The organism is Streptomyces sp. NPDC093221, from assembly GCF_044753885.1.
Taxonomy (GTDB): Bacteria; Actinomycetota; Actinomycetes; order Streptomycetales; family Streptomycetaceae; genus Actinacidiphila.
Window position 1 is genome coordinate 38,095 of record NZ_JBIVOA010000011.1, and the last position, 24,327, is coordinate 62,421.

Below are 24,327 nucleotides of genomic sequence, written 5' to 3' on the forward strand. Positions count from 1 at the left end.
GGGCGTGCGGTTCCGCCGCGTCGGACCCTTCCGCGCCCCGCGCGCACCGGACATGACGCTGCGTCAGCCGGCGGCGTAGGCGCAGCCGCCCGCGGTGATCGTGGTGCCGGACACCGCTGCCAGCGAGCAGGTCGCGATGACGTTGGAGGCGTTGAAGGGCACCCAGCGCCCGGAAATGAGCACCTCCTCCACGAATTTGGCCAGGTGGAAGACGTACGTGGGACCGGAGTCCGCCCAGCCGGGGCAGGCTGTGGTCGTGGTCGTCAGCGGCGAGGTGATGTTGTTGGGGTTGCCCGCGGCCCTCACCGAACCGCCCGAACAGTTGACGGCGGTCGCGGCATCGGCCGACGGTACGGCGGCCAGGGCGAGGACGGCGGCGGATCCCACGGCCACCGCGAGGGCGGTGGCGCGCTGCATGTGCTTCATGGCTTCCCCCTGCTGCGGCCGAACGCGCGTCGGCCGTCACCGACATTGTGGGAAGGCCCACCCGCCCGGTTCCAGACGCCCCCGATGGCAACTTCCTGCGCGCGTCGGCCGGAAGGCCGGACGGAAGGGGCCCCGCCGCCGGTCCCGCGCGGTTCATGGCGTGGCGGCGGGGGGCGGGTGGGGTGGCGCGGTCGGGGCTCGGCGGGTGGAGAAGGCCCCTGCGGCGGCGGCCAGGGCCGCGGTGTGCGCGGCGCGTTCGGGGAGTCGGGGGTCCGGGTCGGCGCGCAGGAGTACCAGCTCGTGGTAGACGGGCGCCGTGGCGGCGATCAGCAGGCTCCGCGCGTCTGTCTGCGGGGTGGGGAGTTCGCCGCGCTCGACGGCGCGCTCGACGAGGATCTCGCACTGGGCGTACCGGTCGGCCCACAGTTGCCGCTGGGCCAGCGCGGCCTGTTCGGAGTGGAACGAGGCGGCCATCAGGGCGACGGCGAACGACGGCTGTACGACCAGGGACTCCTGGATCTCCTGGTTGAGGGCGGTCAGATCGCCGAGCAGCGAGCCGGTGTCCGGCGGTATCCAGTCGATCTCGCCGGCGGCGCCGATGACGTCGACGAGCAGGCCGCCGACATCGCGCCACCGCCGGTAGACCGTGGCGCGGTGCACTCCGGCCCGCGTCGCGACGCCCTCGATCGTGAGTCCTTCGTGGCCGCTCTCGGCCAGTTCGGCTCGCACCGCGTCGAGAACCTGGGCGCGGACGCGGGCGGTGCGACCGCCGGGACGGCGGTCCGATGTCGTGTTCAGCGGGTCTGTCATCGGCAGTCATTATCCGGTTGATCCAGGCGGCAGGGCCGTGCCAGCATCTTAACGCGACGCTTGTCGCTCTAACCGCCGGAGAGGAACCGCCTCCACGATGCCGCCCGTTCCCGCCGACCCCACCGTGCTCCACCCGATGCCCGAGCACCCCCGCGTGGTGCTGCTCAAGCCGTTGGTGAAGTCGCCGCTGATCGAGGTCGGCGACTTCTCCTACTACGACGATCCGGACGACCCGACCGCGTTCGAGACGCGCAACGTTCTCTACCACTACGGTCCCGAGCGGCTCGTCATCGGCAAGTACTGCGCGCTGGGGACGGGCACCCGGTTCCTCATGAACGGCGCCAACCACCGTATGGACGGCCCTTCCACCTTCCCGTTCCCCACCATGGGAGGCTCCTGGGCGGAGCACTTCGACCTGATCACCGACCTGCCCGGCCGGGGCGACACGGTCGTCGGCAACGACGTGTGGTTCGGGCACGGCGCCACGGTGATGCCCGGCGTACGCATCGGTCACGGCGCGATCCTCGCCGCGGGCTCCCTGGTCACCCGCGACGTCCCCGACTACGGCATCGTCGGCGGCAACCCCGCCCGGCTCATCCGCACCCGCTACGACGCCGCCGACATCGCCCGGCTCCTCGCCGTGGCGTGGTGGGACTGGCCGGTGCGGCACATCACCGGGCAGGTACGGACAATCATGTCGGGGACCGTCGCCGACCTGGAGGCCGCCGCGCCGACCGACCAGCCCTGACACCGCACACAGGTCGCCTACGACGACGATCCGGCCGACCGTCCAGCAGCGGCAGGCCGATCCGGTCGGTGAGGGCGTGCGAGGGCGTGCGAGGGCGCCATCAGGTACTCCCCGTACCCGTCGAGGTCATCGATCTGGTAGATCACCGGCGCGGCGGCCCGGCGGCGGCCCGGCCGCGATACGTAGCCGCGCCGCGGCCTCACCCGGTGCCACTGAACCCGCCGACCGAGGGCAGACGAACTCGTACGCGTCACGTACGACGTCGCCACCGGGAGACAGGGGAGAACGTGTTCGGGAACGTCGCTCTGCCGATCGCGACCGTCAACCGACCAGGGCCCGGCCGACTCGCCCGCGCGCTGCCCGAGGCGGCCCTGCTGGCGGCGGTGTACGCGGGCTACAAATACGGCCGCAAAATCGCCAACGGCCATACGGACGACGCGTTTCCCCACGCGCACTCGGTGTGGGGCCTGGAGCGCGCCCTGCACCTGCCGAGCGAACGGCTCGTCCAACGCGCCGCCATGCACTGGGAAACGGTGATCCACGCCGCGAACTACTTCTACGCGACGGTGCACTTCCCGGCGATGGCGCTCTTCCTCGGCTACATGTTCCTGCGCCGCCCGACGCATTACGTGTGGATCCGCCGCGCGATCGTCGTCCAGACCGCGCTGGCGCTCGTGGGCCACCTGCTCTACCCGCTCGCCCCGCCCCGGATGCTCACCGGCTCGGGCATGGTCGACACCGCGGCCCGCTACGGTCCCGCCGTCTACCACGGCACCCCGCAGAACCACTCCATGTCCAACCAGTTCGCCGCGATGCCGTCCCTGCACGTCGGCTGGGCCCTGGCCATCGCGGTCGGCATGATCGCCGCCCACCGCTCCAGGGCGCGCTGGCTGTGGTTGCTCCACCCCCTGATCACTCTCCTGGTGGTGGTCAGCACGGCCAACCACTACTGGCTCGACTGCGCCGTGGGCTGCGCTCTGCTGGGTCTGGCGATCCTGATCATCCCCTCGGCCACCCCGCGCCCGCGCGGAGTCGCGCTCCCCGCACCGGGTAGACGCCCCCGTATGACGCAGCCTGCCGACCACACGAGCCCTTCCCCGCTCTCCCCCGCCCCCTTCACTCCCGCCGCCGAGCCCGACCGCGGCACCCGCCGATGGGGCCAGCGCCTTTACGTGCTGGGCGCCCTCGTCTACGTCGCGGGAATCACCATCGCCCTCCTGACGGCCCACCCCACGGCCCGCGCCGCCGTGTGGACCGTCGCCTGGGCCGCCCTCGTCCTGGGCGCCGGAGGCGCGGGACTCCTCTGGATCCGCCGCCACAAGGCGACGAAAGCCCGGGCCGAAGCGCTCAGCGAACCGCCGGTGGAAGCACCGGCGGAGGCGCGGACCGAACCGCGCACGGAAGTCCGCCACTTCGACTGAGCCCCGCGCGCCGCGCCGCTGACCCGCTTCCCCAGCGGTGCGGCGCGGTGCGGCTCCCCGCGGGGCAGAACAGCCGAACCCCGGTCCTGCGCACGCCTACGCACGCTTGCGCAGGACCAGCCAGGAAGAGGCGAGGACCCCGGCCCCGGCCGCCGCGCCGAGGACGAGCAGCGTGGTCCGAGGGGTGAGGTACTGGAGCACGATGCCGCCCGCCACCGCCGGTAGCGAGAGCCCGACGTAGCCGGCGAGGAAGAACCCGGAAAGGCTCTCGCCGAGCTTGTCGGGAGGCGAGAGGGCGACGACGCTGCCGAGGGTCCCCTTGTACAGGATCGCGGCCCCGGCGCCGATCACGCCGCCGCCGGCCAGGAACAGACCGAGGCTGGGAGTGGGCAGCCAGGCCGCCACGACGACCATCGCCAGGCCGGCGAGGTCGATCGGGAGGCCGACGACGAGCAGTCGCCTGACCGGCCACGTGCCGGTGGCGACCAGGGCCACGATGCCGACGGCGCACGCGATGAAGATCGCCAGCCCCGCCATCGCCAGTGACGTGTCGCCGATCACCGTGGCCAGGAACGTCCCGGCCAGGCCCAGGAAGATGGCGACTCCGGCGTAGGCCACGAACACCTCGACCAGCAGCCCGAAGTACCGGGGCCTGGCATGGATCGGGACCGAGACCCGCTGGGGGCGGTACGGCGGCAGGGGGCGCGGCCGGTGGCGGGTCTCGGGTGACGCGATCAGGGCGATCGCCCCGACGACCAGAGCGGCGAGCAGCACCAGGTAGGGCAGGACGAGCGGGTGCGGCGCGTACTGGGCCAGCAGGCCCGCGCACAGTCCGCCGAGGCCGAGCCCGCCGAAGTTGGCGCCCGCGGCGGCCAGTTGGGGTCGCCGGACGGTCTCGGTCCCGGGGCGGTGTCCCGTGTGCAATTCGTTGAGGTAGGCGGTGGCGGTGGAGACGGTGAGACCCACGGCCACCCCGGTCAGGACGCGCGCGACGAACAGCCCGGCCAGGCCGGGCCAGAAGATGAACACCACCGCGCTGACGCTCGACAGGCACACGGCGGCGAGCAGGTGGACGCGGCGGCCGTGGACGTCGGAGAGGTGACTGGCGAGGGACAGGCTCGCGACCACGCCCACCGCGTAGGCGGCGAACACGATCGTCACCATCAGCGACGAGAAGTGATCCCGGTCGGCGTAGAGCACGTAGAGCGGGCTCGGCGCGGTGGAGAAGGCGAGCACCGCCAGGAAGACCCAGGTCGCGGCCCAGAAGCCGAAATGGTGATGGCGCGGAGAGGGCACCGGTCGTAGTGAGGCGACGGGTTGCCCGGTGGTGGAAACGGTCATGAGTCCAAGATCGTCATTCCCCGCCCGACCTACCACCGGTATAGTGCCAGGTGATGCCGGAAAGTAGCCACATCGTCGACAACGCGCTGGAGATGGGCAGCCTGCCGCTCCTGCACGGCGACCGTGTCCCGTCGCACCGCCACGGGCAGGGCCATCTCGTGTACCCCGCCACCGGTGTGCTGTCGGTCACGACCAGGGAAGGCACCTGGATCGCACCCGCGACCCGGCTGGCCTGGACGCCCGGCGGCTTCGAGCACCATCACCGGGCCTACGGGTTCACCGACATGCGGGTCATCTTCCTCCCGGCCGCCCTCGCCGTCCGCCTCCCGGACCGCCCCGCGGTGTTCGCCGTCTCGGCCCTGGTCCGCGAGGTCCTACTCGCCCTGACCGACGACACCGACACGCCCCGGTCACCGACGGCCCGCGACCGGCTGCGCGCCGTCGTCATCGACGAACTCGTGCCCGCCTCCGAGGAACCGTTGCACCTGCCCGAGCCACGTGACGACCGGCTCCGCGCGCTCAGCCGCCTCCTGCACGACGACCCCGCCGACAACGCCACCTTGACCGAACTCGGCACGCGGGTCGGCGCCGGCCAACGGACCCTGACCCGGCTCTTCCACGACGAGCTCGGCATGAGCTTCCGGCAGTGGCGTACCCAACTGCGCCTCCACCACGCCCTCACCCTCCTCGCCGCCGGACACACGGTCACCCACACCGCGGCGGCCTGCGGATGGGCCAACCCGACCAGCTTCATCGAGGCCTTCACCGCCGCCCTCGGAGCGACCCCCGCCCGCTACCGCCACGATCCCGACGCCCGGCGGCCGATCGCCTCACCGCACCGGAGCCGAGGGCGAGGAACTGTCCGTGGTACCGGGTGACGTGCCGTCCGTGGGCGCGTCGCTCGGTGTGTTGCGGAGCTCGGCGAGTGCCTGCTGGTCGGCGAGGGCGATGGCCAGTTCACCGGCGGCGGTGGGGTGCAGCGGAGCCTGGTCGGCGGCGTTCTGGACGAAGGGCTGCTCGCTGCACAGCCGGTGGCCTTCGAAGTCCGGCTGGGCGGTGGCGAAGTGGAAGGCGTCCGCGCCCTGCTGAAGCACGGCGTTGAGGTTGGCCAGGCGGGATTTGAGGACCTTCACCTTGGCCTCGGTGAGGCCGTCCTTTTCGAGGCACCTGATGTCGGGGCCGAAGGGCTCGTAGTACTGGTTGATGAGCACGTCGGGGTGGTGAGGGAGGTCGGAGAGCTGCTGGAGCAGATCGAGGTAGTTCTGCGAGAACGTCGAGAGCTGCTCCTTGAAGTACGCCGTGGACGCCTTGTCGTCGCAGACGGGCGCTTTGGCACACAGGCCCGTCAGCACGGCCCAGTTCATGTCGTTGGCCCCGACGCTGACGATGATCACCGACGCGCTCGACGCGCGCTGCGCCACCGCGAGCTGCGGCGGTACGGCCTGGTCGCCGCGGAGCTGTACGCCGAGGAGGCCGTCGGTCACGGTCGCGCCCTGGCAGGCGAGGTTCAGCACGTTCCAGTCGTTGACCCGGCCGAGAACGGCGGCGAACGCGTCGGAACTGCGCCCGCAGGTCTTGTCCAGCGCGCTGGGGTCCTTGACCGGCTGGTTGCCGATTCCCGCGGCGGTGGAGTCGCCCAGCACCACGGCGTGCACGCCGGTCAGCTGCGGTCCCTTGGCCGGGGCGACCGGCTCCGTCGGCGCGCGCCCCACCAGGTCGTCGAGCGTACGCACCTGCCGGAGCGCCTGAGGAGTGCCGGACGCCATGAGGTACACGCCGAGCGCGTTGACGGCGCTCACGGTCAGGACGCACACACCGACCATCGTCAGCGTGGTACGGCGCGGGGCGCGCCGGATTCCGGCCACGGCCACCGCGACGACGGCCGCGCAACCGGCCGCGATGAGGAGCTCCCAGACGCAGTAGCGGATCCACCCGGCGGCCAGTTGCCGGCTGAGGGTCAGCTGGAGTGTGTCGTGGTCGTCGGACCGGACGATCTGGTTGACCTGCGAGTTGATGCTGATGTCCGCGAGCTTCAGGCGCGGCCGGATCGGTCCCTGGAAGTGCGGCTCGGTCGCCAGCGCTTCTCCGAACAGGTCGAGTTCGCCGGGTCCTGACAGGCTGAGGTCGGGCGCGACGGCGCCCACTTCGACGGTCTGGCCCGCCGCGGTGACGGACTGCATCGGGGTGAGACGTACCGCCAGCCAGATGGACGCGACGCAGACCGCGAGCAGCGCGACGACGGCCAGGAGGCTGTTCCGGCCGCGCCGGAGCCAGCGGCCTTTCGCGCTGCCGCGCCGGGGGCGGGCCACCGCCTCGTCGTCCCGGCGTTCTTGGAGGATCGGCAGTTCTGCTTTCGGCATGTCCCTCGCTCTCCGGCGGCGCCGGCCACTGATCGCACATCATCCGTTATATGGACGATACGACGTCCACCGCGCGGGATGTCGCGTCGGTGGGTCTGCGGAGGGTGATCCGTTCCGCCGTCAGCGGGCCGATTCGGCGTCAGCGGGCCGGTCCGCCGTCGTGCCCCCGGACGCCGCCCTGACCGTCCGGGCCCTCGGGCGCCCCTCCCATCATGCGGAGCATGGGGATTCCGCCGGTCCGCCAGAAGCGGATCACCAGTGCGGCGCCGACCAGGAGGAAGACGATGTTGAGCCAGGTCGTGTAGTCCCAGGAGATCCCGGCGGTGGGAATCCTCGCGTCGGCCTGATCGGGAATCAGGCCGAGCCCGCCGAAGACGAACTCGACGGCGTATCCGGCGACGACCATGGCCGCGTAGAAGGCGCCGAGCAGGTACAGCGCCATGCGGGCGCCGTAGTACCGGCGGTAGATGTTCAGGACGGGCAGGATCAGCAGGTCGGCGAAGAGGAAGGCCACGACCCCGCCGAAGCTGATGCCGCCCTTCCACAGCACCACCGCCAGCGGCACGTTCCCGATCGAGCAGACGAAGGACAGCAACGCCACCACGGGACCGATCAGCGGGCCCCACAGCTTGGACGCCAGCGGGTGGCCGTCGAAGAAGAACGCGCCCCAGAAGGCGTCGGGTACCCAGGCCGCGACGGCCCCCGCGACGAACAGACCGATCGCCAGGTCGCGCGCGATCGCCGCCCATTCCATGACGAAGACGTGCGCCACGGAGGTGAGGCCCTCGCCGGACAGCAGCCGCCGGGCGAAGGAGCCCTGCCGCCGCACGGACATGTCCATCGCCGCGTGCCCCTCCATCGAACCCGCCAGCCCGCGCCCGGCCTGCTCACGGGCCTGCCGCACCAGCGGCTCGCGCAGGGTGAGCCGGAAGACGACCGCGAGTACCAGGATCATGACCGGGCCGCCGGTGAATTCGGCGGCGGTGAACTGCCAGCCCATCAAGAGGGCGAGGATCACGCCGAGCTCGACCACCAGATTCGTGGAGGCGATCTCGAAGGCCATGGCCGCGGTGAAGTCCGCGCCCTTGCGGAAGAGCGAGCGTGCCAGCGCGACGGCCGCGTACGAACACGACGAGGACGCAGCCCCGAGAGCCGAGGCCCGCAGGAGCGTACGCGGCCGGTCGTCACCGAGCAGTCGTACGACCGTGGACTTGCGCACGATCGCCTGGACCACCGCGGACAACGCGAATCCCAGGATCAGCGCCCACGTGATCTCCCACGTCATCGACCCGGTGATGGACAACGCGTGCAGGAGTGGGTGCATGGCCCCCATCCTCGTGGGTGGGGGCCTGCCATCCGGGCAATGACGTCTCCGCCCGCGTCATACGGAGCGGCCTTTCGTCGGCGGAACGGATCGCTTCCGGCGGGCGGCCCGGATCCGGGGGCGGCGGCCCGTCGCCCTCGGCGTAGTCGAAGAGCCCGTCGGCGCCGGTCAGGCCCAGCACCCGCTGGACGGCCGGGCTGACGGCGGTCAGCCGGAGTACCGCTCCGGTGCACTCGGCCACGCGCCGGGCCCGGAGCAGCGCGTTGAGCCCGCCGCAGTCGAAGAAGGCGACGCCGCTCAGTTCCAGGCTCAGGCTGTCGCTCTCGCACAGCAGATGGTCGATGAGGACGCGGGCGAAGGTGTCCGCGCCGGTGAAGTCGATCTCGCCGCTGACCGTGACGACCGTGTGGCCGGCGCGCTGGCTCACCCGTACGGCCAGGGCGTCGGTCGGATGGGTGATCATCCGGGAGGTGTGGACCGCCGCGCCTGCGTCGTCGTCGTGCGCGGAGAGTCCGCGATCCCATTCGGACATGTCGAGGGCCCTCGCCTTCCCGATCCGGTGGCCACACCAAGTTTGTGGGCGGGCAGCAGAGGCGTCAAGCAAAACGTGAATCTGTGTTCATGCTTTGCGGATCGTGAATCGGAGATCCTACGATAGGGCGATGGACGATTCTGAGCCGCGCCCCGCCACCGGATGGACGTTCCTGACCAATCACGCACGTGTCCTGGCCGTCATCGCCCGCGACCCCGGGAGCCGGGTGCGGGACATAGCGGCGCGCTGCCTGCTCACCGAGCGCGCCGTACAGAAGATCATCGCCGACCTGGAGAGCGAGGGGTATCTCACGCACACCCGGGTCGGACGCTCCAACCTCTACGAGATCCCGGCCGGCACGGTGTTGCGCCACCCCGCCGACATGGGCCCGACCGTCGCGGACCTGCTGTCGATCCTCACCGTCCACCGGAACGGTTCCGAGCCCGAGCCCGAGCCCGCAGCCAAGCCCGAGCCCGCAGCCGCAGCCGGGTCCGGGTCCGAGTCCGGGTTCGAGTCCGGAGCGCGCTGACCTGCGCCGACGGGCACCCCTCGGGGCCGGGGCCCGGCTGCCCGGCACCGTCTCGCGGGCGACCTCGCGGAGCATACTGGGAGGTAGTGGACCACGGCGGCCGACCGCCGCACACGGCGGGTCGGCGGGCCGGGTCCGGCCCGCTTGAGATGAGGTGGTGAGCGGTGGTGCGCTCCCGGTTCGCGCCCGACTGGCGGCTCACGATCCGCATGGTGACGGTGATGTTCCTGCTGGGCCTGGTGTTCGTGGCCTTCATCGCCGTGCTGGTCGCGCTGCTGAAGTCCGTGGTGGTCGTGGTGGTCATCGCGGCCGGCGTGCTGGCGGCGCAGTACTGGTTCTCGGACCGGATCGCGCTGTTCGCGATGCGGGCCCATGAGGTCACCCCGCAGGAGCAGCCCGAACTGCACGGCGCGGTCGACCGGCTGTGCGCCCTGGCCGACATGCCGAAGCCGCTGGTGGCCGTCTCCGAGATGGACCTGCCGAACGCCTTCGCCACCGGCCGCAACGCCGACCACGCCGTGATCTGCGTGACGACCGGTCTGCTGCGGCGCCTGGAACCGGGCGAGCTGGACGGCGTGCTCGCCCACGAGCTGTCCCACGTCGCCCACCGGGACGTCGCGGTGATTACCATCGCCTCCTTCCTGGGCGTGCTCGCGGGGCTGCTGGTGCGCTTCGTCTTCTACTCGGAACTGTTCGGGCGGGGCCGCCGCGACCAGAACACCGCGGCGCTGCTCGCGATGATCATGGCGGTGTCCGTGGTCGTGTACGGGCTGAGCTTCCTGCTGATCCGGGCGCTGTCCCGGTACCGCGAACTGGCGGCCGACCGCAGCGCGGCCGAACTGACCGGACGCCCCTCCGAACTGGCGTCCGCGCTGGTCAAGGTGAGCGGCACCATCGCCCGTATCCCCACCGAGGACCTGCGCACCGTCCGGGCCTTCAACGCCTTCTTCTTCACCCCGGCCCTGAAGGAGGGCTCGGCCCTCGCCTCGGTCTTCTCCACCCACCCCAGCCTGGAACGCCGCCTGGACGCCCTGGCGAAGCTCTCCACCGAGATGGGCCTGCGCGCCTGAGCGGTCGGCGCCGCCCGTCGAGGTCGTCGGGATGAGCGGGCGCCCGGACGCCTGGCCTGGGGTCGGACCGGCGCACAAGAGTGCCCCGCGCCGACGGCCGGTGCCAGAGCTGAGGTGGCGGCCGTGGGCGCGGGGCGGTCTTCATGGGGGTTGGTCGGCCGGTGGCCGACGGCGGGTCAGCGCACGCGGATGTGCGTCTGGGTGGAGGAGCCCTCGATCGACGAGTTGCCGACGTAGACCACCTTCAGAGTGCGCAGGCCCCGGGTGCTCATCTTCAGCGAAGCCGAGGCGGTGCCTCGGGCCGTGAGTTTGAGGGTCTTGACCCGGCGCCCGTTCTCGTAGACCAGTACGTTCCCGCCGGGCGTGCCCGCCGTGGACGAGACCGTGACCTTGAGCGTCACCGACTGGTTCTTCTTCAGCGATGTCGCGGAGAGCCCGACTGCGACCCGCGACTTCGCCGCGGTGACCTTGGCGGTCTGCGGCGAGGTCGACGACGCGGATGCCTTGCCCGACTTGGACGCGGTCACCGTCACCGACAGCCGGTGCCCGATGTCGGCCTTGACCGGCCGGTAGGCCGACGCGGTCGCGCCGCCGATCAGCCGGCCGTCGCGCCGCCACTGGTAGCGGAAGGACAGGCCCGTGGTGTTCCACGAACCGGTGGTCGCGGTCAGCGCCGAACCGTACTTCGGCGTCCCGCCGATCTGGGGCGCGACCAGGGCCTTGATGGTGTCCACGTCCGCCAGGTCGACCACCACCGAGTGCACCGGCTCAGGGTTGCCGGCCACATCGGTGGAGAAGAAGTCGACCGTGTGCCGGCCGAATCCCTTGACCGAGGGGGTCTCCCCGGCCAGCACCTTCCAGGCGCTCCCGTCGATCCGGTAGGTCGTCGACGCGACGCCGCTGAGCGCGTCCTGGGCGGTGAGGCCGACCGTGGCCCGGTCCGCCTCCGCCGTCCCGGACTTGCGGGTCACCGCGACCTTGGTGACGGGAGCGGTCCCGTCGATCCACACCGACGCCGTCCGCTGACCGGTGGAGTTGCCGGCCGCGTCCTTCGCCCGGTAGGAGACCGCGTGCTTGCCGTCCCCGCTGACCAGGACGGGAGCGACGTACGCCTGCCAGCCGGCGGACCCGCCGACCTCGACCGTGGGAGCGGCGTCCCGGTTGTCGACGGCGGTGACGGCCACCGAGGCGTCGCCCCGGTACCAGCCGTTGTCGCCGGGCGCGGCGGCACTGGTCACCGTCGCGGAGGCCAGCGGAGCCAGGCTGTCGGCGGGCACCGGCAGCACCCAGCTGTCGGCGATCGACGGGTCGAAGTAGCCCGAGGCGTCGAGCGGGAACTCGTACTTGATGCGTACGGTGCCGTCGTTGGCGAGCGCGGCGGGGGTGTCGATGACCGTCTGGTAGGTCTTCGTGCCCATACCGGTCTCGGTGCGCTTGAGCGTGTACGTCTTCACCAGGGTGTCGTTGACGTAGATGTTGTACTTCTTCGTCCTGGCGCCGTCGAACGTCTCCCGGTTGCGGAGCATGAACGGCTTGCCCGGCGTCACGTGCGCCACGGCCGAGTACCACGAGCCCGGGTTGGCCGAGTTCGCGTAGCGTCGGTCGAAACCGGCTTCGGTGTTCGTCCCGCTGGCCGGTGCGGCCATGATCGCGTGGGCCTTCTCCGAGGCCGCGTTGCCGAAGTCGATGTAGTCGAGGACTTCCTGGGTCGGCGGCGCCGGGAGGTTGACCGTGATCTTCGCGGCCTTGTCGGCGAGCGTCACACCCTGGTCGACGAAGTGGACCTCGGCGGCCTGGTCACCCGCGACGGTCTCCAGTCCGGGGAACAGCGGCAGGACGACGGTCTTGGTCGCCCCGGGCTCGATCGTGACCCGGTCGGAGGCGGGCGGGGTCTTCCACCCGTCCGGCACGGCCGCCGTGAGCTGGCCCGACACCGCCGAGCCGCCGTTGTTCCTGACCGTCGCCGTCAGGGTCGCCTTCTCGTCCGAGCCGTCGACCGGACCGGCCGACGTCACGGTGGTGATCTCGACGCCCGACGTCACCGAGACCCACGGCGTCGAGTCGTTCAGGGTGAAGGTGCCGTACTGGCTGGTGAAGGTCAGCTTGACCGACGCGTTGTACGTGCCGGGCTTCTGGTGCTTCGGCACGCGGACCGTGAACGGCAGTTGGACGCGGTCGCCCGCTCCCAGCGTGTCCTTGGCCGAAGCGGTCGGGTCGACATTCCAGTCGTCGACCGTCACGACGGCCTTCAGGTCGCGGATCGCGGCCGTACCGGCGTTCGCGATCTCGACCGTTCCGGGGATGTTCGCGCCGGGGCCGCCGGGCTCGGCGACGGGCGGGACGACCACCGAGATTCCGAGATTCGCGGCGACCGCCTTACCGAACAGCGCCTCGATCGCGTCCAGGCGCGCCGTCAGGTCGTTCTTGACCGGTCCGTCGACCGACGAGCCGGCCAGCCAGGTCCTGAGGGTACGGATCGGCGCGACGCCCTCGCTCAGACGCTGCGACGCCTGACCGGAGTCGCCCGCGACGTCCGCCGCGACGGCGTCCTCGACCTTGCCGCTCGCGGTGTCGAGCGCGGCACCGACACGGGCGCGGTCGTCCGCGCCGAGGTCGCCCGCCGCCGCCAGGTCACCGGCGTGCGCGTCGGTCTTGTGGATCTCGGTGACGATGTCGCCGAACAGGGCTCGCTTGGCGTCGGAGTGGATCGCGTACGTACCCGAGCCGACGGTGAACGTGACGACGCCGTCGGCCACCGAGACGTCGCTGACGCCCTCGGCCTTCGTGATCGGCGTGCCGCCCTCGGTCACGGCCTCGATGTTGCGGGCCGGGACGCTGACGCGCGAGGTCGTGTTGACCGGGACCGTGATGTCCAGGGACATTCCCTGGTCGGTCTTCTTCCAGCTCGACCCGATCGTGCCGTACACGGACTCGTAGGTGCCCTGACCGCTGGTCAGGTCGCCGCCCACGGCCGGGGCGATCCTCGACTCCTTGTAACCGGCCTTGAGCGCCGAGATGCCGCCGATGTTCTGGTACATCCAGTCACCGACCGCGCCGTAGGCGTAGTGGTTGAAGGAGTTCATGCTGACATCGCCGAAGCTGCCGTCGGGGTTGATGGAGTTCCAGCGCTCCCACATCGTGGTGGCGCCGTGCTCGATCTCGTAGCCCCACGACGGGTAGTCCTTCTTCAGGATCATCGTGTAGGCCAGGTCGGAGCGCCCGATGCTGGTGAGCGCGGGGAGCAGCCACGGCGTTCCGAGGAAGCCGGTCGTGAGGTGGTAGTCGGAGGTCTTGAGCTTGGCGACGAACTTCTCGGCGACCTTCGCACGCAGCGCGGGATCGGTCACGAGGTTCATGCCGAGCGCCATGGCGTACGCCGTCTGGCTGCCGCCCTGGACGGTGCCGTCGGCCGCCACGAGCTTCGCGGTGAACGCGGCGCGCACATCGGCGGACAGCTTGGCGTAGGTCGCGGCGTCGGCGTCCTCACCGATCGCCTTGGCCATCTCCGAGAGCATGCGCGCGTCTTCGGCGTAGTACGCGGTGCCGAGGACGTCCGTGCCGGTGTTGTCGTCGAGGTTGAGCCAGTCGTTCCAGTTGCCGCGCGCCGAGTCGATGAGGTCGTCGCCCGCGCCCTTCTTCACGAAGCCCAGGAACTTCGTCATCGAGGCGTAGTTGGCCCGCACGATGGCGTTGTCGCCCTGCGCGTGCCACACCGCGTACGGCACCGTGACGGCCGAGTCGGACCAGCCGAGGCCGCTGCCGAGGTCGATCGTCGGCACCGACGGCGCGATGCCCGGGTAGTTGCCGTCGCTGTAGGCGGAGTCCCGCAGGTCGGTCGTCCACTTGTTGAGGAAGGCGCGGGTGTCGCGCAGATAACTCGCGGTCGGCGCGAAGACGTTGATGTCTCCGGTCCAGCCCAGGCGCTCGTCACGGGCCGGGGTGTCGGTCGGGATCGACAGGAAGTTGCCGCGCTGTCCCCACGAGATGTTGCTCTGGAGCTGGTTGAGCATCGCGTTGGAGGTCGTCAGCGTTCCGGTCGCCTTGAGGTCGGAACCCCAGACGACGCCGGTGACGTCGCCGAGCGCGGGTGCGCTCTTGATGTGGGAGATCTCGAGGTAGCGGTAGCCGTGCTGGGTGAACTTCGGTTCATAGACGACCGTGCCGGTCGCGCTGAACGTGTAGTAGTCGGTGACCTTCGCCGCGCGGAGATTGGCGGTGTAGAGGCTCCCGTCCTTGTTCAGGACCTCGCCGTAGCGGATCTTGACGGTCTGTCCCGCGACACCCTGGAGGCGCATCCGGGCGACGCCGACCATGTTCTGGCCGAGGTCGTAGATGTAGGTGTCGGCGGCGGGACTGGTCCGCGTCAGCGCCGGAAGCTCGCCGGTCACGCGCACGGGCTCATCGGGCTGGGCCACGAGCTTGGCGGTGTCGGAGGCGCCGATCGTGACGGGGTTCCACGCCGCGTCGTCGTAGTCGGGGCGGTCCCAGCCGGGCTGTTCGGCCCGCGCGTCGTACGTCTCGCCGTCGATGTTGTCGGCGGCCGCGTAGGGACCCGAGTGGCTCTTCCACGTGCTGTCGGTCTTGACGATCTGGTGCGTTCCGTCGGTGTAGTCGATGCGCACCTGCGCGATCAGGCCGACGGAGTTGCCGAACATGCCGGGGCCCCACATGCCGACCTTGCCGGCCCACCAGCCGTCACCGAGCTCCGCGCCGATCGCGTTCCGGCCGTTGCCGACCTGGTCGGTGATGTCATAGGTCTGGTACTGGACGCGCTTGCGGTAGTCGGTGTCGCCGGGGGCCAGGAACTGGTCGCCGACCTTCTTGCCGTTGAGCTCCAGCTCGTAGGTGCCGTGCGCCGAGGCGTACACCCGGGCCCGCGCGACCGTCTTGCCGGGTTCGGTGGTGAACTCCTTGCGCAGCAGCGGCAGATTGCTGTCGCTGGTCCGCAGGATCACGTCGAGCTTCTTCTCCACGAGCAGCCCGTCCGGCGTCAGGGCGCCGCCGGTGAACGGGTTCTCGGTCCCGGAGAAGTCGGTCCGGAACAGTACGTCACCGGCCTTCGAGGTGACCTTGACGGCGTGGATGTGCGCGGCCTCCGGTCCCTCGTTGGCGAGGTCCTGGCGGAAACCGATGAAGCCCTTGGCGAAGGTGGTGTCGGTCCGGCTGTCGATCTGGGCGCCGTCGAGCTTCGTGGTGATCGTCGGGCCGTCCACGGTGAGCGACAGGCGGTGCGTGCCGGTGAGCAGTTGGGCGGACGTCAGCGTCGTGATCGGGATGTTCCCGAGCAGGGAGAAGCCGCCGTTGACCTTCTTGTGCGGCCGGAACTTCGGGACTCCGGTCCCGTCCGCGGTGCTGATCTGCCACATGTACGCGTTGCCGGTGTCCGACGCGCGCAGGTAGACGCCCAGCGCCAGGTTGTCGAGGGTGAAGTCGATGTCCGTGGTGTAGTCGTTCCACTTGTCGATCTCACCGCCGGCGGACTTGCCGATCCAGTCGCCGGTCCACTCGGCCGCGTCGAGGATGCCGGTCTCGAACCAGCCGGGAGCGCTCCAGTCGCTGGCCCGGCCGTCTCCGTCCCAGACCCTGGCCTGCCAGTAGTAGCGGGTCTGCGAGGTCAACTTCGGCCCGCCGTACCGCACATCGAGCTGGTCGCTCGACGCGACCTTCCCCGAGGACCACACGTCGTCGGCGGCAGCGCTGGTGCCGACCCGGACCTCGTACGCCGTCTGCACCACGCCACGGGCGCTCGACGTCGACTTCCAACTGAACGTCGGGGCGTCGCCCGCGATGCCGAGCGGGTTGGTCCGGGCATTCGTCTGAAGAGCGCCGACCGTGAGGCCGTTCCCCTGCGCCGCGGCGGCCGCCGGGTCGGCGGCCAGGAAGGCGACGGCAAGCATGACGAGCGCCGCGAGCAGAGCGATCAGGCGTCGCCCTCCGGACGCGGCGGGTGGAGCGGGAAGTCCGGCAACTGGTCTGGCAGGCGTCATGTCGACGGGCCTTTCGTGGCAAGTTCGTGGCAAGAGAAAGCCCTCGCGGCTCTCGCCACGAGGTGAAACGTTCCAAAAATGATGTGACGGCTGTCTCATGTCAAGAGTTTGGACAAGATCAGCACGCGCTTGACCGTGCCAAGGTGCGCGACCGCACCACCTGACACACGTTCATCGCCGATTGAAACGACACACAATTGAGCTGGACCAGCGGCGCGAGGCGTTTCCCGGAGGGCCGGGCGACGGAGCGGGGCGCGAGGTCTCAGTAGGGAATCGCGAAGACGCGGTCGCGGGTCCGGCTCGCGACGCCGTCGGGGAGGACGAGGCGTTTGAGGAAGTCCGTGTCCCCGGTGTCCAGGCACCATTGGAGCAGCGTCGCGCGCAGCCGTTCGCGCAGGGCGTCGTGGCTCTCCTCCACCGCCAGGTTCCGGGTCTCGCCCGGATCGGCGCGCAGATCGTGGAGTTGTTCGCGCCAGCGGCCCCAGCTGTAGACCGTGTATTTGTGGCGTGCGGTGATCAGTGAGCGCCCGCGCGTCAGGGGCGGGTCCGGACGTTCGAAGAGCGTCTCGACCACGATGTGGTCGTGGCCGCAGGGTACTTCGGGGGCGGCCAGGAGGTTCCTGCCGCGCAGTCCGGGCGGGGCCGGGACCCCCGCCGCGGCGCACAGGGTGGGGAGCAGGTCCAGACCGACGGAGACCAGCGCGTCGCTCACCCCGCCGCTGCCGCGACCGCCCGGCGGCCGGATGACGAGCGGGACCCTGACGGCTTCCTCGAAGAGCGCGGTCTTCTGGTTCCACGCGTGGGCCGCGTCGCCGTCGCCGTGGTCGCTGGTGAACACCACCAGGGTGTTGTCGGCCGCGCCCGTGGAGTGCAGCGCGTCGAGCACGGTGCCCAGTGCCGCGTCGGCCCGCTCGACCAGGCGGGCGTAGGTGTGACGGTACCGCCGCCAGTCGTCGGGGGTGTAGCCGGCGGTCCCGTACACCGCGGCCTGGACGGCCTGTTCGTGCCGGATGGCCTCGGGTTCGTAGGGATGACGGCCGAAGTTCGACGGGAGCGGCGGGGCTCGGCGTACCGGAACCGCGGGCACGTCCCCGTACGGCATGGGCTGGTCCCTGGCGTACTCGCAGACGGTGTGCGGATCGTCGAAGGAGGCGACCAGGGCGAAGGGCCGGTCGCCGGGCACGCGGGAGGTGAGCCAGCGCGCGCAGGCGTCGGCCAGACCGGCGTCGCCGAACGGGCGCAGCACGGTGAAGCCGTCCTCGGGCGTCGCGCTCGCAGTCCGCGCGTGCCACTTGCCCGCGTAGAGGGTGTCGTAGCCGGCGGCCCTGAGCAGGTGGCCGAGGCTGTCGGGACGACGGCCCGGATCGCTGCCGGGGGCGGAGGAGGCCGGGGCATTGCCGTTGACGCCCAGTTCGTGCGGGTACCGCCCGGTCAGCAGGCTGCCGCGCGCCGGGACGCACAGCGGGAAGGTGGTGTAGGCACGGTCGAAACGGGTGCCCTGCGCGGCGAGGCGGTCCACGTGCGGTGTCGCGACATGACCGGCGCCTGCGCAGCCGAGCATGTGCGCCGCGTGCTGGTCGGTCAGCAGCACGAGGATGTTGGGGCGTTCGGCCCCGGCGGGGGCCTTCATCGCGCGGCGCCACGGGACGCCTGACCGGGGTCCTCCGTCTGCTTCCGCGCTCGCGCCGTCCACGCCGCCAGGGCCGACCGGCCCGGCCACGGATCGCCGGTGCGGTCCAGTTCGCCGGTCAGCGCCGCCGCGAGGGCGACCGCCTGGGCGGACCGGTCCGCGACGACGTCCGTGCGCTCATAGGGGTCCGCCGCGAGGTCGAACAGCCGTACCGTGATCGTGCCTTCGGGTCCGTACGCGGCCACCAGCTTGTGCGTGCGGGTGCGCAGGCCGCGGATGTCGGGGTCGCCGGGCCCGGCCGCGGGTCCCAGATACAGCGCAGCCCCTGGCCGTACGGCGCCCCGGTCGCCGGGCGGTGCGAGCAGCGCCCCGGACAGGTCGCGCCCCTGCGTGCCCTCGACGATCGCGTCCGCCACGCCGAGCAGGCCCAGAACGGTGGGCGCGACATCGGGTGAACTCAGCAGCAGGTCGTCGCGGCCGGGCGGGACGTGGCCGGGCCGGGAGACCAGGAACGGCACGCGCATCGACTCCTCGTAGGGCACGTTCTTGTACATCAGACCGTGGCTGCCCAGTTGCATGCCGTGGTCCGAGGTGAACACCACGAATGTGTCGCCGGTCAGCCGGTGCTCGTCCAGGGCGGCGAGCACCCGGCCGATCTGGTGGTCCACGCCGGTGACCGCGGCGTAGTAGGAGGGCGCGGCGCGTGCGGCCTCGGCGGCCTCCGGACGGTCCCAGTCGACGTTCGGCCGGGTCAGCAGTTCCCGCGCTGACCGTGTCGAGTAGCCGTCCAGGTACCGCTGCGGCACCTGGTCGAAGGGCTGGTGCGGCGGGTTGTAGGACAGCACGAGGGCGAACGGCGTGCCGCCGCGGTGGTAGTCGCGTGCCGCGCCGTCGAGGAAGGACAGGGCGACATCGGTCTCGTGCTCGGCCGACCACTGGTCGACCCTGACCGGGGCCTCGCGGGGCGCGTCGCCGGTCCAGTAATGGGGCCGGGCGTGGTCGTCGCAGCAGCCGTGGGAGTACCAGAAGCCGAAGCCGTGCCTGCGGTCAGGCGCGGTGTACGCGTCCCAGACCCGGCCGTCCTCGCGGACGCCTTCCCCGGCCGCCGCGTCCGCCGGCACCGGGGCCTCCAGATGCCACTTGCCGATGTAGCCGAGCGCGTACCCCTCGTCGGCGAGGACGTCCGACCAGCACCGTGTTTCCGGCCGCAGCCCCACGCCGAGTTCGGCGGTCGCGGAGTTGACGTTGAGGTGGACGCCGTTGCCGTACGGGTAGCGTCCGGTCATCAGCATCGCCCGACAGGGGCTGCACACCGGGTAGTTGCTCACCGCCTGCGTCAGCACCCTGGATTTTTCGGCCAGTTCGTCGAGGGCCGGGGTGCGGACCGGGTCCTCGCCCAGGAAGCCGAGGCAGCCGGCCCGCCACTGGTCGGCGATCACCAGGACGAGATTGGGGCGCCGTACGGAACCGTCCTCCCCCGGTGTCATTTGCCCATCCCCAGGGTGAGACCTTCGGTGAGCCGCCGTCCCAGCCAGATGTAGACGACCAGCATGGGCAGGACGACGATGCACAGCCCGGCGAACAGGCCGCCCCAGTCGGCGCCGCTGTACGTCTGCTGCTGCACGAAGGAGATCAGCGCGATCGGCAGCGTGTAGTTGTCGGTGGACTGGAGCAGGGTCAGGGCGAGCAGCGTCTCGTTCCAGTGCGCGATGACCTGGAGAACGAACGCGGTGACGATGCCGCCGCGGGCGACGGGCAGCATGATCCGCCAGAAGGTGGCGGCCGGGGAGACCCCGTCCAGGGCCGCGGCCTCCTCCAACTCCTTCGGCAGCGAACGGAAGAAGCCGGTCAGCAGGAAGACGGTGAAGGGCAGCGAGACGCCGATGTAGACCAGATTGAGGCCGAGCAGGCTGTCGGTGAGGTAGACGCGGTTGAGCATGACGAACAGCGGGATGAGGATCACCTGCACCGGCACACCGAGGCCGAGCACGAAGAACAGCGTGAGTCCGCGGCTCAGTCGGGTGTCCTGCCGTGACAGGTAGTACCCGGCGGGCGCGGCGACGGCGACGGTCAGCACCGAGGAGATCCCGGTGACCACCACCGAGTTGAACGCCGCCCGCCCGAATCCGCTGACCGTCCAGGCGTGCACGAAATTGTGCGCGGACAGCGAGTGCGGCAGACCCCACGGCGAGGAGAGGATGGACCGGGTGTCGCGGAACGACTGGAGCACCAGCCAGACCAGTCCGGCGACGTTGGCGGCGACGAACAGCCAGGTCACGGCCACGCCCGCGGTGCGCAGCGGGCTGCGTCCGCCGAGCGGTGTCCGGCCGCGCGGCCCGGCCGGCCGTCTGACCTGCAAGAGGGAACTCATGGGGTACGCGCCTTTCAGAACTCGACGGCTTCCCTGCGCATCAGGCGCCGCAACAGCACGACGAGCACGGTGACCAGCAGGAGGGAGAGGATCGCCGACGCCGTGGCCGCCCCGTAGGAGGGCACCGAGTCGCCGGAGAAGGCGGTGGCGTAGGTGTAGACGGCGGAGGTCCAGGTCTTGGTGGGCGGGATGCCGTTGCCGCTGCTGCCGCCGAAGATCCAGACGATCTCGAAGATCTTCACCGAGGAGATCGTCCACAGGACCGCGCAGACTCCGAAGACGTCCCAGGTCAGCGGGAGGACGACGTAGCGGAGCCGCTGGAGGGCGCCGGCGCCGGCCAGCGCGCAGTCCTCGTAGTAGCTGACCGGGATGCGGTCGACACCGGCCATCAGGATGGTGGTGAAGTAACCGGTCGTCATCCAGGTCATCGTGACCATGATGAGCGGGAACATGTTGTCCTGGGACAGCCACTGCGGCGGGGAGTGGATGCCGAGGTGGGCGAGCAGGGAGTTGGCCAGGCCGTCGGGGTTGAAGATGAATCCGACCAGGACTCCGTAGACCAGGGCGTTGACCAGGTGCGGGAAGAAGATGATCGACCGGACGACCTTGCGGCCCGCCATGTCCCGCAGGATCAGGGTCAGGGCGAAGCTGATCGCGAAGACCGCGATGCCGACGAGGAAGAGCAGCTTGAGGGTGTTGCCGAGCGACTCCATGAACAGGTCGTCGTGGAAGAGCCGGGTGTAGTTGCGCAGTCCCGCCCAGGTCATGGGCCCGGAGCCGGCCCAGTTGTGCAGGCTGATCCAGACCGCGCCGCCGATCGGCGCCACGAAGACCACGGTGTAGAGCAGCAGGGCCGGGCCGACGAACGGCACGAAGAGCCGCCGTCGCTGCCGGGCGAGCGTTCCGCCCGCCGCGGTGCCGCCCGGACGCGCCCGCTCGGGCCGCACCGGTCCTGGCTCCTGGCCGGTCGCGGAGTCGGCGGCCGGGCCGGTGTCGGGACCGGCCGGTGCGGTCCTGATCACTGCGGCTGGTCCTTCCAGTACGTGGCCTGGGCCCCCTGCATCTGGTGCACGAACTCCTCGGCGGAGATCTTGCCGAAGAAGAGTTCGTCGTCCTTGGCCCAGAACAGCTTCTCGTTGTAGCCGGGGAAGGCCACGCCGTCGTTCTGCTGGTGGAAGGAGTCCGCCTGGTCCAGTGCCTTCTTCACGTCGGCCATCTCGGGCGAGGTGGCCGCGTCCGCGCGGACCGGGATGACCTTGGCCTGCCGGCCCATCGCGTCCTGGTACTTCTTGCCGAGCAGGAAGGCGGCGAACCGCTGCGCGTCCTTGGCGTCGTCGGCCTTCTTCGGTACGGCGAAGCCCACGAAGTCGGCGCGCATGCTGGAGTGACCGGCGGCGGTGACCGGGAAGGGGAAGGCCGCGTACGCGAAGCCCTTGGCCGCGTAGGTGGCGGACTCGGTGGGCAGCCACGAGCCGTTGAACATCAGCTCGGCCTTGCCGTTCGCCCACTTCTGCTGCTCGGCGGGCCACTTGCTCGCCTTGTAGCCGTCGATCAGGTAGCCGCCGCGGACGAGTTGCTCGACCTTCTTGGCGGCGTCCAGCACGGCCGGGTCGAGCCACGCCTTGCCGGTCCGGTCGGAGGCGACCTTCTTGAGCCCGCCGGGTCCGAGGTTGCGGACGATCAGGGTGGACATGAACGCGGCGTTGTAGCCGGTCACGTCGCCGTCCGCGGCGAGCGGGGTCCGGCCGTCCTTCTTGATCCGGTCGAGCAGGGCGATGAACTCGTCCCAGGTGCGGGGCGGGTCGCGTCTCAGCTCGGGGTGGGCCGCGGCGTCGTACCAGACGGCGTCGGAGGTGATGCTGTACGGCACCATCCAGGGCCGGCCCGCCGCGTCGTCGATGTCGATGGTCTTGAGGTACTTGGCCGGGATCAGCTTGCCCGCGGTGGAGCCGTCGACCTCGGTGTCGAAGGCCGAGGTCAGGCCGAGCGACTGCTGGGTGGCCACCAGCGCGGGGACGAGCTTCACATAGGGACCGTCGACCAGGTCGGGCACATTGTTGGTGTTCAGCGCGGGCACCAGCTTCTGCAGGTTGTTCCGCCCCTGCCACTGGACCTTGACCTTGATGCCGGTCTGCTTCTCGAAGTCGGTGACGGCCAGGGCGAGCACCTTCTGCTGCGGCTCGCCCTCCTTCCACATCGACCAGTAGGTGAACTGCCGGGACGAGCCCGACGAGGAGGTGGCGCCCGAGCACGCCGTCGCGGCGCACAGGAGGACGCCCACGGCGCCCAGCGCGACCGGGAGCTGCCAGCGATGACCTGAGATATGCGTGCCCATACTTCCCGCCTCTGGATGAGGGCAGTGGATGACTGCTCTGTGCGGCCCACTGTCACGAGCGCGGAAGAGAGCATTCAAGACGTATTGCGTCCCGAATCCGCTTGGTAGTCGGCGGATGCTCCGCCGTCACCGGAGAAGTCCGCCGGTCCGTCATGAAGCCGTCCCTGATTAGTCCTTTATTGCTCTCCTGCCGGGCGCGACAATCGGAGCGGACCACGCTCGGCGACACTCCAGCAGAGGGACGACATGGCCGATTCATCCCGTTCCGGTGGCAGCCGCCGCAGGACCGGCTCGGTGCGGGACACCGCCGCGCGCAACCTCAAGTTCCAGTCGCTCGCGGCGGAACTGCGCCGCGGCATCCTGGCCGGCGACTGGCCCACCGGCGCGAAGCTGCCGACCGAGAGCGGGCTGTCCCAGGAGACCGGCCTGTCGCTGACCACGGTGCGGCGCGCCTTCGACCTGCTGGTCGAAGAGGGTCTGGTGGTACGGCGGCAGGGCTCGGGCAGCTTCGTGGCGAGTCCCCGGCAGCAGGCGCCGCGCACCCGGCGGACCGTGGGCGTGCTCGTCCCCGACACCAAGCTGTACTACCCCCGGGTGCTCCAGGGCATCGAGGAGGCGCTGTCCGCGGCCGGTGTCGGCCTGCAACTCGCCACGTACCACTACGACCGCGCCGAGGAGGACCGCGACCTGGACTTCCTGCTGGAGTCCGGCGTCGACGGGCTGCTGCTGGTGCCCACCTTGACCGGGATCGAGAACCCCGGGGTCCGGGCCGGTGAGCTGATGTCGCTGCCGGTGCCCGCGGTCCTGCTGGAGCGGCGGCTCATCGACGCGGGTCCCGGTGACCGTACCGAGCACGTCTGCTCCGACCATCTGGGCGGCGCGTACGACGCGGTGCTGCACCTGCACCGGCTGGGGCACGAGCGGATCGCGCTGATCACCCGCAGCCGCAATCCGACCGGGGTCGCCGTCGCGCTGGGTTTCCGGCGGGCGATGGACGACCTCGGGCTGTCGGGGAGCTTCCGCCACGAAGCCGAGAAGGCGCAGTGGACCGCCGCGCTGGCGGACCGGATGATCGCCGACCTGATGGAGTCCAGGACGACCGCGGCCCTGGTCTTCGGCGACCGGGAGGCGATTTTGCTGGAGGCCGCCGCCCGACGTCACGGCACGCAGATCCCGGGGCAGTTGGCCCTGGTCTCGTACGACGACGAGACCGCGGACATAGCGGAGGTGCCGCTCACCGCGGTCTCCCCGCCGAAGTACCGGGTCGGCCGGATGGCGGCCGAGGTGCTGCTGCGCCGGCTCTCCGAGGGCGACGCCTGTCCCCTGCACCAAGTGCTGCTCCGCCCGCGGATCGTCGTGCGCGCCTCCTGCGGGGCCGCCGCGCTCCGCGCGGAGCCGCGACCGCTCCCCGAGATGTCCTGAATCCCACCGACAAGGAGTTCC

Annotated in this window: 18 protein-coding genes; 6 read left to right on the forward strand and 12 right to left on the reverse strand. The window is 70.7% G+C overall.

Annotated features, from left to right (window positions below; translation table 11 throughout):
- Positions 1–63: 63 nt before the first annotated feature.
- Positions 64–426 (reverse strand): hypothetical protein, encoded by a 363-nt coding sequence (locus ACIQCJ_RS31460; RefSeq protein ID WP_391048055.1) that lies wholly within the window; start codon positions 424–426, stop codon positions 64–66.
- A gap of 153 nt (positions 427–579) precedes the next feature.
- Entirely contained in the window at positions 580–1,236 is a 657-nt protein-coding gene (locus ACIQCJ_RS31465; protein ID WP_402713230.1) for a TetR/AcrR family transcriptional regulator, read from the reverse strand.
- A 97-nt stretch (positions 1,237–1,333) separates the two neighbouring features.
- Here ACIQCJ_RS31465 and ACIQCJ_RS31470 point away from each other — a divergent pair, with 97 nt between their 5' ends.
- Positions 1,334–1,984: a CatB-related O-acetyltransferase gene (locus tag ACIQCJ_RS31470; protein ID WP_402713231.1), complete on the forward strand. Its 651-nt coding sequence runs from the start codon at positions 1,334–1,336 to the stop codon at positions 1,982–1,984.
- A 287-nt stretch (positions 1,985–2,271) separates the two neighbouring features.
- On the forward strand, positions 2,272–3,405 hold the full coding sequence (locus tag ACIQCJ_RS31475; protein ID WP_401307729.1) for a phosphatase PAP2 family protein: 1,134 nt from the start codon (positions 2,272–2,274) through the stop codon (positions 3,403–3,405).
- Positions 3,406–3,501: 96 nt separating this feature from the next.
- Here ACIQCJ_RS31475 and ACIQCJ_RS31480 read toward each other — a convergent pair whose 3' ends face one another.
- Positions 3,502–4,746 (reverse strand): MFS transporter, encoded by a 1,245-nt coding sequence (locus ACIQCJ_RS31480; protein ID WP_402713232.1) that lies wholly within the window; start codon positions 4,744–4,746, stop codon positions 3,502–3,504.
- Positions 4,747–4,799: 53 nt separating this feature from the next.
- Here ACIQCJ_RS31480 and ACIQCJ_RS31485 point away from each other — a divergent pair, with 53 nt between their 5' ends.
- Entirely contained in the window at positions 4,800–5,624 is an 825-nt protein-coding gene (locus ACIQCJ_RS31485; RefSeq protein ID WP_402713233.1) for an AraC family transcriptional regulator, read from the forward strand.
- On the opposite strand, the gene ACIQCJ_RS31490 is transcribed toward ACIQCJ_RS31485, so the two are convergent.
- The 3 genes from ACIQCJ_RS31490 to ACIQCJ_RS31500 all read right to left on the reverse strand — a co-directional run bounded on the left by ACIQCJ_RS31490 (position 5,577) and on the right by ACIQCJ_RS31500 (position 8,962).
- Positions 5,577–7,106 (reverse strand): GDSL-type esterase/lipase family protein, encoded by a 1,530-nt coding sequence (locus ACIQCJ_RS31490; protein WP_355335236.1) that lies wholly within the window; start codon positions 7,104–7,106, stop codon positions 5,577–5,579. The genes ACIQCJ_RS31485 and ACIQCJ_RS31490 overlap by 48 nt on opposite strands.
- 139 nt (positions 7,107–7,245) lie before the next feature.
- Complete coding sequence (locus ACIQCJ_RS31495; RefSeq protein ID WP_402713234.1) at positions 7,246–8,391, reverse strand: permease; 1,146 nt, start codon at positions 8,389–8,391, stop codon at positions 7,246–7,248.
- Complete coding sequence (locus ACIQCJ_RS31500) at positions 8,291–8,962, reverse strand: STAS domain-containing protein (RefSeq protein WP_402713235.1); 672 nt, start codon at positions 8,960–8,962, stop codon at positions 8,291–8,293. Before ACIQCJ_RS31500 ends, ACIQCJ_RS31495 begins: the two co-directional genes overlap by 101 nt.
- A 130-nt stretch (positions 8,963–9,092) precedes the next feature.
- On the opposite strand from ACIQCJ_RS31500, the gene ACIQCJ_RS31505 reads away from it, so the two are divergent.
- Complete coding sequence (locus ACIQCJ_RS31505) at positions 9,093–9,491, forward strand: helix-turn-helix transcriptional regulator (RefSeq protein ID WP_402713236.1); 399 nt, start codon at positions 9,093–9,095, stop codon at positions 9,489–9,491.
- A 167-nt stretch (positions 9,492–9,658) separates the two neighbouring features.
- On the forward strand, positions 9,659–10,561 hold the full coding sequence (gene htpX, locus ACIQCJ_RS31510) for a zinc metalloprotease HtpX (protein ID WP_402713412.1): 903 nt from the start codon (positions 9,659–9,661) through the stop codon (positions 10,559–10,561).
- 176 nt (positions 10,562–10,737) lie between these two features.
- Here the strand turns inward: htpX and ACIQCJ_RS31515 are convergent, their stop codons facing one another.
- The 6 genes from ACIQCJ_RS31515 to ACIQCJ_RS31540 form a co-directional block, all read right to left on the reverse strand.
- A complete protein-coding gene (locus ACIQCJ_RS31515) occupies positions 10,738–16,458 on the reverse strand; it encodes a family 78 glycoside hydrolase catalytic domain (RefSeq protein WP_402713237.1) in 5,721 nt (1,906 codons plus the stop codon).
- 352 nt (positions 16,459–16,810) lie between these two features.
- The gene (locus ACIQCJ_RS31520) at positions 16,811–18,178 is read right to left on the reverse strand and encodes a sulfatase (RefSeq protein WP_402713238.1); all 1,368 of its coding nucleotides are present in this window, start codon (positions 18,176–18,178) and stop codon (positions 16,811–16,813) included.
- Positions 18,175–19,665 (reverse strand): sulfatase, encoded by a 1,491-nt coding sequence (locus ACIQCJ_RS31525; protein WP_402713239.1) that lies wholly within the window; start codon positions 19,663–19,665, stop codon positions 18,175–18,177. The genes ACIQCJ_RS31520 and ACIQCJ_RS31525 overlap by 4 nt, the downstream gene beginning before the upstream one ends.
- Positions 19,662–20,549, reverse strand: a complete 888-nt coding sequence (locus tag ACIQCJ_RS31530; RefSeq protein WP_355335253.1) for a carbohydrate ABC transporter permease — start codon at positions 20,547–20,549, stop codon at positions 19,662–19,664. The genes ACIQCJ_RS31525 and ACIQCJ_RS31530 overlap by 4 nt, the downstream gene beginning before the upstream one ends.
- 14 nt (positions 20,550–20,563) lie before the next feature.
- Positions 20,564–21,571 carry a carbohydrate ABC transporter permease gene (locus ACIQCJ_RS31535; protein WP_401307757.1) on the reverse strand — a complete coding sequence of 336 codons (1,008 nt, stop codon included), beginning with the start codon at positions 21,569–21,571 and terminating at the stop codon, positions 20,564–20,566.
- The gene (locus ACIQCJ_RS31540; RefSeq protein ID WP_402713240.1) at positions 21,568–22,884 is read right to left on the reverse strand and encodes an ABC transporter substrate-binding protein; all 1,317 of its coding nucleotides are present in this window, start codon (positions 22,882–22,884) and stop codon (positions 21,568–21,570) included. The genes ACIQCJ_RS31535 and ACIQCJ_RS31540 overlap by 4 nt, the downstream gene beginning before the upstream one ends.
- A 246-nt stretch (positions 22,885–23,130) precedes the next feature.
- Here ACIQCJ_RS31540 and ACIQCJ_RS31545 point away from each other — a divergent pair, with 246 nt between their 5' ends.
- Positions 23,131–24,306, forward strand: coding sequence for a substrate-binding domain-containing protein (locus tag ACIQCJ_RS31545; protein ID WP_402713241.1), 1,176 nt, complete (start codon positions 23,131–23,133; stop codon positions 24,304–24,306).
- Positions 24,307–24,327 lie beyond the last annotated feature (21 nt).

Excerpts from the sequence above, each read along its gene's own strand:
- ACIQCJ_RS31520 (WP_402713238.1), bottom strand. The coding sequence starts at position 18,178 with ATGAAGGCCCCCGCCGGGGCCGAACGCCCCAACATCCTCGTGCTGCTG.
- ACIQCJ_RS31505 (WP_402713236.1), top strand. The coding sequence starts at position 9,093 with ATGGACGATTCTGAGCCGCGCCCCGCCACCGGATGGACGTTCCTGACC.
- ACIQCJ_RS31500 (WP_402713235.1), bottom strand. The coding sequence starts at position 8,962 with ATGTCCGAATGGGATCGCGGACTCTCCGCGCACGACGACGACGCAGGC.
- ACIQCJ_RS31470 (WP_402713231.1), top strand. The coding sequence starts at position 1,334 with ATGCCGCCCGTTCCCGCCGACCCCACCGTGCTCCACCCGATGCCCGAG.
- ACIQCJ_RS31525 (WP_402713239.1), bottom strand. The coding sequence starts at position 19,665 with ATGACACCGGGGGAGGACGGTTCCGTACGGCGCCCCAATCTCGTCCTG.
- ACIQCJ_RS31465 (WP_402713230.1), bottom strand. The coding sequence starts at position 1,236 with ATGACAGACCCGCTGAACACGACATCGGACCGCCGTCCCGGCGGTCGC.
- ACIQCJ_RS31515 (WP_402713237.1), bottom strand. The coding sequence starts at position 16,458 with ATGCTTGCCGTCGCCTTCCTGGCCGCCGACCCGGCGGCCGCCGCGGCG.
- ACIQCJ_RS31530 (WP_355335253.1), bottom strand. The coding sequence starts at position 20,549 with ATGAGTTCCCTCTTGCAGGTCAGACGGCCGGCCGGGCCGCGCGGCCGG.
- ACIQCJ_RS31490 (WP_355335236.1), bottom strand. The coding sequence starts at position 7,106 with ATGCCGAAAGCAGAACTGCCGATCCTCCAAGAACGCCGGGACGACGAG.
- ACIQCJ_RS31545 (WP_402713241.1), top strand. The coding sequence starts at position 23,131 with ATGGCCGATTCATCCCGTTCCGGTGGCAGCCGCCGCAGGACCGGCTCG.
- ACIQCJ_RS31460 (WP_391048055.1), bottom strand. The coding sequence starts at position 426 with ATGAAGCACATGCAGCGCGCCACCGCCCTCGCGGTGGCCGTGGGATCC.
- ACIQCJ_RS31540 (WP_402713240.1), bottom strand. The coding sequence starts at position 22,884 with ATGGGCACGCATATCTCAGGTCATCGCTGGCAGCTCCCGGTCGCGCTG.
- ACIQCJ_RS31485 (WP_402713233.1), top strand. The coding sequence starts at position 4,800 with ATGCCGGAAAGTAGCCACATCGTCGACAACGCGCTGGAGATGGGCAGC.
- ACIQCJ_RS31480 (WP_402713232.1), bottom strand. The coding sequence starts at position 4,746 with ATGACCGTTTCCACCACCGGGCAACCCGTCGCCTCACTACGACCGGTG.
- ACIQCJ_RS31495 (WP_402713234.1), bottom strand. The coding sequence starts at position 8,391 with ATGACGTGGGAGATCACGTGGGCGCTGATCCTGGGATTCGCGTTGTCC.